Source organism: Streptomyces sp. NBC_01255 (assembly GCF_036226445.1).
GTDB lineage: Bacteria > Actinomycetota > Actinomycetes > Streptomycetales > Streptomycetaceae > Streptomyces.
This window is the reverse complement of the sequence record NZ_CP108475.1, coordinates 65,723-78,168: the sequence shown is the minus strand read 5'-3', so window position 1 is coordinate 78,168 and position 12,446 is coordinate 65,723. Positions and strand designations below refer to the sequence as shown.

Here is a 12,446-nt window from a genome sequence, read left to right as displayed (position 1 = left end):
GGTACGGACGGGGCGAGGGGAGCCGGGCAGCCCGGACCGCACCGCCAACTCCTTGAGGAGATGCCGTGGACATCAGCACCCAGAAGACCACCAACGAAGTCACCGTCTTCAAGGACGGCGACTTCGTCCTGTACCGCGCCCCGGAGCTGTACTGGACCGGGCAGAGCGGCCACACCTTCGTCTGCAAGGTCACGAAGGCGTGGGCGACCGGCACGTACACCCTGACCGCGCTGGTCTCCGGCCGCCTCGTCGAGTTCGTCAAGCCGGACTACATGCGGCTGCTGCCGCCGATCGACGCGATGCGCGACATCGACACCGCCCCGCTGCACACCGACGGCGCGGCCACCGACATGACCGCGGCCGCGCTCGCCTGGCTCACCCGGCAGCACGCCACCGCCAACATGCCGCCGGAGCTGCCCGCCCCGCGCGGCTGACCTCGCCCACCCCGCACAACCGCCGCCCCGGCCTTCGGGGCGGCACCCGACATGGAAGGAGGCGGCGTGGCCGCCACTCGAACCCGGACCAAGAGGGCCACCGCCCGGACCAAGAAGCCGGCCACGACGGTCGCGCAACCCGCCGCCTCCACCCTGCCCATCCCGGCCCCGACCCTGACCCCCGAGACGGAGACGGCCTCGGAGACGGCGGCGGTGCTGGAGACGGACTGGGCGGCGCTGGTCAGGGTCGCGGACGCCCGGGACCGGGCCGCCGACATCATCGACACCGCCCGCGACCAGGCCCTCGTCCTCCAGACGAAGGCCGAGGAGCAGGCGGCGCGCACCGTCGCCGACACCCACGAGCAGACCACCGTCCTCCTGGCCGACGCGCGCACCCACGCCGAGGCCGTCACCGCCGGCGCCCAGGAGGAGGCCACCGCCCAGCGGGCGGCGGCCACCACCGAGACCGAGACGGCGCGCGAGGAGGCGCAGAAGCAGCGCGGCGAGGCCGACCGGCTCCTGACCGAGGCCCGCGACCGCGCCGACCAGCTCCTCGCCCGGGCGCGTTCGCAGGTCGCGGAGCTGACCGAGCTGGCCGCCGCCGACCACCAAGCCACCGCGTCGGCGATCGCCGAGCTGCGGCGCCTGGCCGAGACCGACCTCACCGAGATCGGCGCCCTGGTCGAGGCCCGCCGCGCCGAGGCCGGGCAGATCCTCGCCCGCGCCCGAGAGGAGGCCGACGACCTGCTCGCCGCCGCGCAGAAGGAGGTTGACCAGGCCCGCGAGCGCCACGCCCAGCTCGCCAAGGCCGCCGCCGAGCAGTACGACGCCCGGCGCACGGAGGCGGAGGCGCTGTACGCGGACGCGGTCGAGGCCGCCGCCGAGCGGCGGCGCGAGGCCGACGCCCACGTCGCCGCCGTCCACACCGAGGCGGAGAAGGCCCGCGCCGAGCTCCGCGAGGAGCTGCGGGAGCTCGGCGAGAAGTTCGACACCGAGGCCGCGGCCAAGCGCCAGGCCCTGGCGGGGGAGCTCGCCGGACTGAAGACGGCGTGTGACCAGCAGCGCGAGCGGCTGCGGACCGAGGCCACAACCGTCGCCCAGGAGCTGCGCGCGGCCGCACAGAAGGAGGCCGAGCGCATCACCGCCGAGGCCGAGCGCAAGGCCAAGGGCATCACCGAGCGGGCGCAGGCCGACGAGGCCCGCGCCCGCCGACTGCTGACCGAGGCCCGCGAGGCCAAGCAGGCCGCCTCCCGGTGGCGCGGCTGGCGACAGGGCCTCAGCGGCAAGTTGTGGAAGGCGGCGCCGTGGGTCGCGCTGGCCGCCGGCGTCGGACTCGCCGCCTCTGGCGAGTACGAGCTCGCCCGGATGGTCGGCATCAACGAGTACGTTGCCCCGCTCCTGCCGGTGTCGATCGACGTCTACTGCGTCACAGCGTTCCGCACCAAGCGGGACATCGCGCCGGCGCTGCTGCTGATGGCATCGGCCAACGTCGTCTTCCACCTCTCCGAGCAGGCGCACCTCGTCCCCGAGGGCGGGGCGGCCCCGTGGCAGCTCACCACCTTCGTCGTGCTGATCTTCGTGGCCGTCATCTGGCGCGTACACACCCTCATGCACGACGACGGTACGGACGGACACGGCGGTACGGACACGCCGTCCGATACGGCCACCGGTACGCAGGGCCGCACCGGTACGGACGGCGGAAACGGAACACCCGCCCGTACAGGTACGCACCGCCGGACGGACGGTACGGACAGCGCAACGTCCGTCCGTACACAGCCCGCTCACAGCGACCTGTACGCCGCGAACAACGGCGGACGAGCGGACGGTACGGGCGCCGGACACGACGGTACGGACCCCGCACACGCCCTCTCTCACCCCTCGCACCATGACGGGAGCGAAGGTTCGCTGACCAGCCCGTACAGCGACCGTACATACGGCGTACACACCACCCCTGACGGGGCGGCGCGTACAGGTACGGCGCCCCGGGGGCGTACCGGTACGGCTCACGCGGCCGTACAGGAACGCACCAGCACGGTCAGCGCCCGTACACAGTCGAGCCGTGACGCCGTGCAGGGCGGCCGTACCGGTACGACGACCGCCTCCTCCCGCGCAACCGGAACGAACGGTGCGGGCCGTACAGGCGGTACGGACCGACCCGGTACGCCCGCCCGTACCGACGCCGAACTCCTCCCGCTCGTACAGGCGCTCCCGCGAGACGAGGACGGCTACGTCACCCTCTACCGGGCCCGTACCGACCTCTCGGTCAACCAGACCCGCGCGGTCCGGCTTCTGAAGGAGGCCGGCCTGCTGCGTCCCGAGGACGCGGACAAGTACCTGACCTGACCCACCCGTCCGGCACACACCAGTGAGGGCCAGCCCGATCGAAGCGGGCTGGCCCTCCGCTGCGACTGCCGGAAGCAGTCCACAGCCCACCGAGTACACCAGCTCACCCACCTTCCTGGAGGACGAACCCGTGAACCAGCCCGAGCACCGTCCCGGAGCGGCCCCGCAGGGCCGGCAGCCCGGGCAGGACACCCCCAACCCGCTGCAGGACGTGGCGGCCAACGCGGACGCCACCGGCCACTACCTCGCCGACATCCAGCGGGTGGTGCGCGACACCGAGCGCTACCTGGCCACGCTGTCGGACGAGACCAGCGTCCACCTGCGCGGTACCCACCTGAAAGGCGACCGCTTCTGGCACGCCAAGAACCGCGCCCGGCCGGTGGAAAAGGCCCTGCGGAAGGTGTTGAAGGACGCCAAAAACCTGGCCGCCGACCTCGAGGCTGCCGCCTACAGCCGTCGCGCTTTCGACGAGAACTGCGCGAACACGGTGAAAGAGCGAAAGGAAAAGGAGCTGGAAAAGCAGCGGAAGAAGAACCCGCCGCAGATCCCGCCCATGCCCGCCACCCCGCCCGGACTTCACAACAGGCCGGTAAGCGGCTACACTTCCCCCGTGTCGAACATTCACGACCTGCGAGGGCGTGAATCAGCGTGAGCAACGCAAGCCGCCCGCTGACCCGGCACGAAGTGAAAGCGCAGAACTCCCGGAACTACCTGCTCAAGCAGCGGACGGATTTCGTGGAGAAACACGGGGAAGACCTCGGCGCTTTCTACTTCCTCATCATGCTGCTGCAGACACACGGCAGGAAGATGCTGCGGCGAGGCGACGTGCAGGGACTGCGGCGACTGGCCCACGACCTGCACGACCTCTACGTGAAGCACACCCAGCAGTAGCACCCACCCGCACAGCCCCGGAGGGGGCCGGCCACCACGGCCGGCCCCCTCCGGCGTGCTCCCAACGCCCAGGCGCCCACACGCCCGCACGCCCAAGCGCGCACACGCGTATACGCGAGGCGCCTCGACCCTGTCAAGGAAGGAGCCCCACCCGGTGTCCAGCACCTCGGACGGTCCCGGCGACGGCCCCGGCCAGCTCATCCCCTTTCCCCCGGGAGGCGATGTCACCGACCGGCCCGTACCGCTCGCCGATATCGACCGCCTCATTCCCCCGCCCAGTGAAATCCCCCCGGAAACCCCGATGGAGCGGACCATCGAACTGCCGCCCATCAGAGAGCCCATTTCCCCAGAAAGTGTTCTGCGCGCCGAATCCGCCCCGGCCTATTCCCCGGCCCCGGCAGAATCCGACAGCGGAGAAGAGGGGGACGGTGAATTCGAATACGAGCCGAGCCGCACCTTTATGGAAAGGGTCGGCGACTGGCTCGAATACCGGATCGCCCGGGGCCATGCTGGTCTCGAGGCCGAAGGCCCCTACCGCGAGGCGGTCATCGAGGCGAAAGTCGCCCGCCTCAAATCGGAAAGCGACCGCGAAATCGCTCTGCTGGAGGCGCACAACAAACTGCGCCAGGCCGGTATCCAGGCGGCGACGGACAAGAAAGCCGCCCAGGGAAAGGGCGACGCGGCCGCAATGAAGTCCGGCTCCGGCACCTCCGCCTCCGGCGGTGGCCGGGGCGGGACCGGCGGCGCGCGCGGTGGTTTCGGCGGCGGTCGCCCCGGAGGCAGCCCGAACGCCTCCGGGTCGGGCGGCGGCCGGGGTGGCGCGGGATCCGGCGCGGACAAGGGCGGCCGCAAGGACGTCAGGTCCTCCGCCGCCTCGCCGTCCTCGGTACGGGCGGACGACAAGGGCCGCGAGCAGAAGGCCAGGGCCAAGGCGGACCAGCAGGCCACAGCTGCGAAGGCGAACGAGGACAAGCGCCGCCACAAGGACCAGCTCCGTCAGGAACGGCAGCGCGCCAAGGAGCAGTCCCCGGCCGGAGGCGGCCGGGGCGGAACCGGCGGTGGCCGGGACGCCAGGGGCTCCGGCGGTGCTTCGCCGCGTCAGGAGCGGATGGCGGCCCGGCAGTCGGCCCGCGCCGAACGGCATGCCGATCGGGGCAAGGCCCGCGAGGCGAGGCGGGCGGCCGAGCACGCCGCCGGCCTGCAAGACCGCACGAAGGACCGCGACCAGGCACGCGCCGAGAAGCAGCGGGCCGGGGACAAGGAGTGGGCGGACCGCGAGGCCCGGCAGGAGCAGGAGAAGAAGGACCGGGCCGAGCGCGGCGCCGCCCGCGCGGCCCGACGCCAGGAGCGCAAGGCCCGGCGCGAGAAGAAGAAGGCGGCTGAGGCCGGGCGTACGACGCTGAGCGCGGCGGTCGGGGATGAGGCGCAGCGGCGGTTCGACAAGCGCCGCGAGGCCGCCGAGGCCGCCCGGGTTGCCAAGGACAAGTCCGGTGAGGGCAAGTCCGGTACGGAGAAGGACAAGGAGAAGGCCGGGTCCGAGAAGGTCAAGGACGAGACCGACACCGGGAAGACGGAGAAGCCGGGGTCGGACTCCGAGGACGGCACGAAGGCCGGCGGCAAGGACGAGTCCGGCAGCAAGGAAGCCGACGAGTCCAAGGCGGCCAAGGGATCCGGCGACAAGACGACGGAGCCCGGTGGGCCGGAGAAGGACAAGGCCGAGAAGAAGGAGCCGGGCGATCCCGGCACGGCCAAGGTCGCCAAGGAGGAGGAGAAGGAGTCCGGCAGCGACGACAGTGAGACCGGGAAGCCCGCCGGGCCCGAGGAGTCCACGGCCGCCGCCAAGAGCCCTGAAAGCCCCTCAGAGCCCCCGGCAAGTGCGTCTACGGGCACGGAGCCGGAAGAGGCCGAGATCGTCGAGGAGAAGCCGTCTGACGGCTCCGAGAAGACGGGTGCAGGCGAGGAACCGGCCCCGGGAAAGCGGTCGTTCGGTGAGCGCGTCAAGGACCGGCTCACCAAGAACAAGCCCCCCGTCGAGGAGGGGCCGCGGGCTCCGCTGTGGATGGAGGCGGAAGGCGAGCGTGCCCGCCCGCCACTTCGCCCTAAGACCGCCGATGACGTCGTCGACGCCGAGGTCATCAGCGACGGCGACCGCATCGACGCGGAGAGTTGGAATCCCGAGGAAGCGTCCCCGAAGGGTGCCGCCGAAACGGGCCCGGAGGCTGCCTCCAAGGAGAGCCCCAGCGAGCCCGCCGAGGAGAGCAAACCGGCCGAGAAGGGCAAGCCCTCTGGCTCCGGCGAGGCGCCCGGCGGCAAGGCCGACCCCCTGGAGGGCCTCACCGAGACCCAGCTCCTGGGGTTCCTCGTACCGGGGCACTCCCGCCCGCCCGCGCCTTCGACGCCTGTCTGGGACGGCAACAGCGCCCCGGCCGGAAGCGGCCCCGGGGCGGGGATCCCGGCGCAGTCCGTACCACCCGACACCACCCCCAAGGAGGCCCCGTCGATGGGCAACACCCCGGCCTCGGCCGGCTCGCAGCTGGCCGCGAAGCACCGGACGGACATCACTCTCGACCAGTACCTGGTGGAGATGACCAACATCGCCCTGACCGCTCTCGGCGACAAGGAGACGGCCGAGGACATGATCGGCCGACTGCTGGCCACGGCCAAGGCGCTCCAGGAGATCGCCGACGACCTGGCCGACGACCACAACGTCGACAAGCAGATCATCTCGCAGATCAGCGAGCTGTCCGAGGCGCTGAACACGATGACGGCCCAGGCCGGGCGGTGCGCCCAGGAGTGCGCGGACGCCGCCGAGGCCGCCGTGCAGGCCGCCGCCGGCGTCGCCCGCGTCTACGGCCAGGACATGGACGCCAAGCGGGACGCGGGCCTGGCCCACGCCTCGGCCGCCGCCCACCACGACTGACCCGACCCGAACCATCGAGAGGAGACACCGTCCCGATGAGCACCGACGAGATCACGAGCGACGACAACGGCTACAAGGCCACCCAGGCCAAGCTGGACAAGCTGTCGAAGGCACTGGACGACAAGGCCGTCGAGCTCGAGGTCCTGCTGCGCCGGATGAAGGCCAACGCGAAGAAGGCCGAGGACACCGCCCAGGCCATCGAGGCCGCCGACCTGGACCCGCGGTTCGTGGAGCTGACCTTCGCGGTCTCCACCGCGCTGGGCGGCGCGGCCGTCCACATCCAGCGCCTGGCCGAGGACGCGGTCGCCGGCGCGGCTCACTCCCGCGTGGTCCAGAACTCGCACGCCAAGCTCTACGGCCAGCTCGACGAAGTCCGCTCGGGCCGCCGGGAGAGGACCCCCAAGCCCGGGTTCCTTGCCGAGTAGCCCCACCCCACCCCGCCTCGCCCATGTCAGGGGCCGGACCGCCACCGCGCGGTCCGGCCCCTGACCCTGTTTCCCAGGAGAGTCCCCGATGGTCCTGCCGCGCAGTGTGGCGCTCGAACGCCTCGCCTACACCTTGGCCGCCCCCGCCGTGGCCATCGCCCCGAACCTGACCCCCGACGGCCCGGCCAACATCGCCCTGCTCCTGGCGGGCGCCGCCGGAACCGCGAACGCCCTCCACGCTGGCATCAGCCGCCTGCCCGGCTCCGGCCAGCGGATCCTGCGCTCCATGCCACTGGCCCTGGCCGCCGGGGCTGACCTGGCGGCCGTGTGGACGCCGGGATACGGCCCCTGGCAGACCGACGTCCTGCTCGCGGCAGGCTGGGCGCTGCTCTGCGGCACGCTCGCGCCGCTGTCGCGCACCGGACGGCGCGGCCACCGTCCCGCCCTGTCTGCCCCGGCCCCCGTCCTCCCGGCCGCCGCGCCCGCGACGGCGGCCCTGCCCGCCCCGGCCGAAGCGGAGAAGGTGCCGCTGCACCCCGAGGACGGCGCCCCCCTCTACACCCGCAGCGCACGCGAGCTGTGGGAGCGGGCCGGCCTGCCGGGCGGCACGCTGCTGGTGAAGGCGATCCCGCACCCGGACACGGCGAAGGACCTGACGATCCTGCTGCGCTCCAGGGACCCCGGACGCCCGATCAAGTCCCTCTCCAAGGCCGATGTCGCCGCCGCGTTCGCGGTCTTCGAGGAGGAGGTCGCCCTGGCGCCGGTAGAGCAGCAGCCGGACGGCAGGCAAGGCGGGCCCGGCTGGCTCCAGGTCCACATCACCCCCGACGCCACCGCCCGCCGCGCCAAGGCCCCCACCCTGAACGAACGGTGGGCCGACAAGGTCGCCGGCGCCAAGGGCGGCGCCCCCGGCTCCGAGCTCGTCGCCCGCACCCGCGATGAGGAGCGCGGCGTGACGTTCTACCGCGGGCGGATGACGGACGAGACCGAGGAGCCGCGGATCGACCTCGCCAAGGTCTGCCGCGGTCTTGGGGTCCCGGCCGACGACTCGTGCGTGTTCGTCCTCATCGACGGCCACGAGTTCCTGATCAGCGTCTTCGACACCCCGCCGCTGTCGCAGACCTTCCCCGCCACCCGCGAACTGCTCACCCCCGATGCCAAGGGGATGTACGTGTGCGGGTACACCACCACCGGCCAGCCGGTGAAGAACATGATCTACCAGCACGACAAGAACGCCCCCTGCCACGGCCTGATCCTCGGCGTCTCCCGCAGCGGTAAGACGCAGTACTTCGCCCTGGCGATGGCCGCCCAGTCGCTGGGAGGCGGGGTGTCGTGGCTGTCCACGGTCCGCAAGGACGAGAAAACATCCGTGCTGGGCCAGTACATCGACCGGCAGGGCTCCAACGCGCTGTGGATGGCCCGCTCCCTGCGCGCGGCCAGGGCCCTGTGTGAGATCCGGGCGGAGATGCCCTGGTCGCACGATGGTCAGCCGCACGACTTCAAGCCCGGGGACCCGCGCTGCCCCTACCCGCAGCTGGCGGTGTTCGCGGACGAGTTCATGACCGCGTCGCAAGACGAGGAGTACGGCGAGTTCATCCAGAAGGACGGTGACGACCTCACGGTCACCGGTCTGAAGTACGGCATCGGGTTCGTCCCCGCCGGACAGAGCCCCTTCGCGCACGACGGGTTCTCCTCCGGCATGAAGGCCAACCTGCGGCAGAACTCCCGCGCGGTGGTGTTCAACATGGGCAACCCCTCCTCCACCCGCAAGGCCGTCGAGGGCGCCATGGAAAACCCTCACGACGTCCCCTCGATCCCCACCCGCTACTCCCAGCAGGAGGGCTCGGTGATCGAGCGGGCGATGCGAGGCGAGGCCGACCCGGAGAACGGAGTCTCCACCGGCGGCGTCGCGGTCATCATCCTGGACAACGGCCGCGCCGTCCTTATGCGTTCGCTCTACGCCGACTTCGACACCGACCTCGCGCAGATCTTTCCCGACGAGGTCGTCCGGCTCACCGATCACGAGATCACTGAGCTGGACAAGCGGGGCCTGTGGTTCGACTGGAACGAGCCCGAGCGTCCGGGCGAGTTCCACCCCGCCCCCGACGACGGCGACGAGGACGGACCGCGCCGGCGCGGCGGCGGGAAGCCGGGTGGCAAGCGCCGGGCCGAGGTCACCTCCGCCCGCCAGGCCCTCGAAGCCATCAAGACCCTCGTCCCCTGACCCAACCCTCCCGCTCCCCCATCCCCGTGGGCCCGGCCGCGTGCTGCGCGACCGGGCCCACGCCCATCCCCGATCGGAGACTTGCATGCACTACCGCCCCGCTCCCGGCCGACCGATGTCCGACCCCGAGGCCGCTGTCGAGGCCGAACGGATTCTGCGTACCGAGTTCCGCGACCAGCCGTCGGCTCCGGTCCCGACGTCGTTCCGGGACGAGACCCCGCTGCCGGCCTTCGGGCCCACGCCGCCGGTGCTTCAGCCCGAGACCCGGATCGTCCCGGCCTGGGCGGCCGGGACGGCCGTCGCCTCCATCGGGATCGGCGCCGGGATCACCGGCGCGGGCTGCGGCGTCTGGCTGGTCCTCCAGGGCCTGGCCGCCGTCACCCTCACCAGCGTGCTGATGGTCACCCTGCCGCTCGCCGCGCTCGCCGCTCTGGCCACCGCGATCGGCAGTGCCGTCCAGCACGCCCGCGCGACCGTCACCCGCACCGAGAACCACTACGCCGGCCCGGTCACCCAGCACGTGCAGCACACCGAGCAGACCGCCCGCGGGTTCTTCGGCCGCATCACCAACCGCTGAATCCGGTCGTTCCGCCCGGCTCTCGTCCCCGCCCCACGGCGGTCGGCAGGACGAGAGCGGGACAGGCCGCCCGGCCCAGCACCACCACCGTCCCCTTCCTGAAGGAGCACCCGGCGATGCAGACCGGACTGAAAAGCACCCCCGAACTTCCGACCTCGAAGCCGTCCGCGAAGAGCAGCGTGCGGGCGCGGCTGGACGCCGCCGGCGCCTGGTGGAACCGCGCCTGGGATCAGGGTGGTGTCCTGCACGGCGTGTGGGAGGACATCCGCCGCGCCCCGAAGGCCGACTGGCACGGCCTCGCCCACTGGATCAAGGCCCTTGCGCTGGTGGTCGCGGCCGGGGTGGTGGTGATGCTGCTCAGCGCGGCTGGCAGCGTGCTGGGCGCCATCGCCGAGGTCATCACCAGCACGGTGCCCCGCCCTCAGATGGACCTGGGGCACGACACCGGCGGCATCTGGCCCACCCTCACCACCCCGATTCGTACCTTCCTCGACGGCCAAGCCGCGTACCTGCCTGCCCTGTCCGGCGCCACCGTCTACACCCTGTGGCAGGCCACCGGGCTGATCGGTCTGATCGGCGGATACTTGCGCATCACCGGTGCACGCATCCTGTGGGCCCTGTGGGGCACCGGCAGCATCTGGATCGTCTGGACCGCTTCCCCGGCCGGTGGTCGCCTTCTGGCCGCCGCGCTCGCCGCCTTCGTCTGGGCGCTCACCAGCATCCTCGCCCTGCGCGGCCTGACCTTCCGCCCCGTCATCCACAACCATCAGGCGGCCCCGACCGCGCCGGTGTTCAGCCCGGAATTCCGCCCCGAGCTCCACCTGCACGCCACGCTGCCCGCGCCCACCCCGCCCGGCGACGACACCCCGCCGACGGTGATCCGCTTCCCCAACCTCTGACCCCCGGTCGCTCCGCCTGGCCTTCGCCCACCCCTGGGGTGTGCGAAGGCTGGACAGGCCGACCGGCCACCCACCCCACCCCTCCGCGCCCCGTCGACGACTTCTTCGTCGGCGGGGCGCAGCACTGCCCGCCGTCCTCCCTGTTGGAGGACACACCGTGCTCTTCCCTCGCCCGCGCCGCCGGATCGGACGGCCCCGTCCGCAGCGCCCCGGCCCCCGCTACCCGCGGCACCCCGACCGGCTCCCCGGCCCCTGGAGCCGATGACGTCCGGTCCGGCCTCACACAGAAGCGCGCCGCACGGATGATCCGTACGGCGCGCTTCCAGCTCGAGGCCTGTCGTTGTGCTGCTACTGCTGCGGGGCGGATCTGGGAGGCCGGCCGCCGACGTTCGTACGGTCCCAGCCCTTCTCCCACTCCTCGATGGCCGCCCGCTCCCACACCCGGCCCGCCTTCGTCCGCGCGAGGAACGGCGGGAAGTCCGGCCTGGCCACGAGGGCGTTCGCCCGCTGGCGGCTGACGCCCAGCATCTCCCCGATCTCCGTGACGCCGACGTGCGCGGAGGTATCCGAATTCGTCATGCCTACGAGGATCAAGCCATCCCACCAGCCTGTCAACGTCTTTCGGCTGTTAACCCGTTGACATAGTAAACCCCTTTACAGCATGGTGGTGGTGCACCGAGCGAGACCACCCACTCACTCCGGGGGAGGCACCCGTGCACGCCCACGACACCGACGAGGACCTGGTCGACGTCGATCCGCACGACCCCGGCGACGGTTCCCTGCCGGTCTTCCGGTGGCGCCAGGCCGGCCCCGGGCTCGCGACCCGCCGTCAGCTGCGGGAGATGGGCCTGCGCCCCGGCGGCCAGGAGCCCGTCGCCCGCATCGAATGCCGCGGCGGCCGGCGGTTCGCGTGGCTGTACCGGATCGACCTGGCGAAGCCGAAGTTCCCGATGACCCTCGCCAAGGAGGCCGCGCTCGACAAGGCGATGGCCAAGCGCCAGACCTGCGGCACCTGCCGCCGGCGCTACTTCCACTGCATCCCTCTGAAGGCCTTGGGCTCGTGCCTGGAGTGCTACGACGGCACGCCCGCCGACCCCGCCTCCTACCTCGCTCCCCCGGCCCCGCACCTGCTGGCCGCCTGAACCGAGAGGACCACCTCATGCAGGCTCACCGTCCCGCCGTCTTCGCCGCCCTGCTCGGACTGACCCGTGCCGGGAGCGCGATCGGAGATTTCTGGGTGCAGAACGATTTCTGCGCCCGGGTGAAGGGCGCGTCCGACGACCACCCGGTCACCTACGAGGACCCGGTCACCGAGAAGAAGACGGTCCACGGCACGGCTGACGGCCGTAAGGCGTGCCTGGAGCACTGCCTGACCTACGCGGCCACGCAGGCGATCGTCGCCGGGCTCGGTGTCCGCGCGCTTGGCATCCGGGTCCACCCGGCCGCCGCCGCGCTCGCCCTTGCGGTGTCCTTCGGCACCCACTACGCCGCGGACCGGCGCGTCCCGGGCGAGGGCCTGCTGGAGAACCTCGCCACCAAGGCCGGCAAGGGCGGCTTCTACCGCCTGGCCGACTACGGCATCAACGGCGCGTTCCACCTCGATAGCGCCTGGCACCACGGCTGGGAGACGGTCGCCGCCCTGATCGCCACCACCGGCGCGAAGACCCGGTAACCGGCCGCTCCCACACGCTCCTCCGCCCGCGCCGCCCGGCCGGGCACGACGAACCGCCCTC

General features: G+C 72.2%; 12 protein-coding genes. 11 read left to right on the top strand and 1 reads right to left on the bottom strand.

Annotated features, from left to right (window positions below):
* The first annotated feature begins 65 nt into the window (after positions 1-65).
* The 9 genes from OG357_RS38395 to OG357_RS38355 all read left to right on the top strand — a co-directional run bounded on the left by OG357_RS38395 (position 66) and on the right by OG357_RS38355 (position 10,713).
* Positions 66-434, top strand: a complete 369-nt coding sequence (locus OG357_RS38395; RefSeq protein WP_329625910.1) for a hypothetical protein — start codon at positions 66-68, stop codon at positions 432-434.
* 66 nt (positions 435-500) lie between these two features.
* Positions 501-2,777: a hypothetical protein gene (locus OG357_RS38390; RefSeq protein ID WP_329625909.1), complete on the top strand. Its 2,277-nt coding sequence runs from the start codon at positions 501-503 to the stop codon at positions 2,775-2,777.
* A 130-nt stretch (positions 2,778-2,907) separates the two neighbouring features.
* Complete coding sequence (locus OG357_RS38385; RefSeq protein WP_329625908.1) at positions 2,908-3,429, top strand: hypothetical protein; 522 nt, start codon at positions 2,908-2,910, stop codon at positions 3,427-3,429.
* Positions 3,426-3,668: a carbohydrate ABC transporter gene (locus OG357_RS38380; RefSeq protein ID WP_329625907.1), complete on the top strand. Its 243-nt coding sequence runs from the start codon at positions 3,426-3,428 to the stop codon at positions 3,666-3,668. Before OG357_RS38385 ends, OG357_RS38380 begins: the two co-directional genes overlap by 4 nt.
* Before the next feature lie 460 nt (positions 3,669-4,128).
* On the top strand, positions 4,129-6,588 hold the full coding sequence (locus OG357_RS38375) for a hypothetical protein (RefSeq protein ID WP_329625906.1): 2,460 nt from the start codon (positions 4,129-4,131) through the stop codon (positions 6,586-6,588).
* Positions 6,589-6,623: 35 nt separating this feature from the next.
* Positions 6,624-7,013, top strand: a complete 390-nt coding sequence (locus OG357_RS38370) for a conjugal transfer protein TraB (RefSeq protein ID WP_329625905.1) — start codon at positions 6,624-6,626, stop codon at positions 7,011-7,013.
* An 88-nt stretch (positions 7,014-7,101) separates the two neighbouring features.
* On the top strand, positions 7,102-9,237 hold the full coding sequence (locus OG357_RS38365) for a chromosome segregation protein ParM (RefSeq protein WP_329625904.1): 2,136 nt from the start codon (positions 7,102-7,104) through the stop codon (positions 9,235-9,237).
* 85 nt (positions 9,238-9,322) lie between these two features.
* The gene (locus tag OG357_RS38360; protein WP_329625903.1) at positions 9,323-9,814 is read left to right on the top strand and encodes a hypothetical protein; all 492 of its coding nucleotides are present in this window, start codon (positions 9,323-9,325) and stop codon (positions 9,812-9,814) included.
* A 116-nt stretch (positions 9,815-9,930) separates the two neighbouring features.
* Positions 9,931-10,713, top strand: coding sequence for a hypothetical protein (locus OG357_RS38355; protein ID WP_329625902.1), 783 nt, complete (start codon positions 9,931-9,933; stop codon positions 10,711-10,713).
* 348 nt (positions 10,714-11,061) lie between these two features.
* Here OG357_RS38355 and OG357_RS38350 read toward each other — a convergent pair whose 3' ends face one another.
* The gene (locus tag OG357_RS38350; RefSeq protein WP_329625901.1) at positions 11,062-11,292 is read right to left on the bottom strand and encodes a helix-turn-helix transcriptional regulator; all 231 of its coding nucleotides are present in this window, start codon (positions 11,290-11,292) and stop codon (positions 11,062-11,064) included.
* Positions 11,293-11,426: 134 nt separating this feature from the next.
* Between OG357_RS38350 and OG357_RS38345 the strand changes: the two genes are divergently transcribed.
* Positions 11,427-11,855 carry an RRQRL motif-containing zinc-binding protein gene (locus OG357_RS38345; protein WP_329625900.1) on the top strand — a complete coding sequence of 143 codons (429 nt, stop codon included), beginning with the start codon at positions 11,427-11,429 and terminating at the stop codon, positions 11,853-11,855.
* Positions 11,856-11,872: 17 nt separating this feature from the next.
* Positions 11,873-12,385 carry a hypothetical protein gene (locus tag OG357_RS38340; protein ID WP_329625899.1) on the top strand — a complete coding sequence of 171 codons (513 nt, stop codon included), beginning with the start codon at positions 11,873-11,875 and terminating at the stop codon, positions 12,383-12,385.
* Positions 12,386-12,446: the final 61 nt, after the last annotated feature.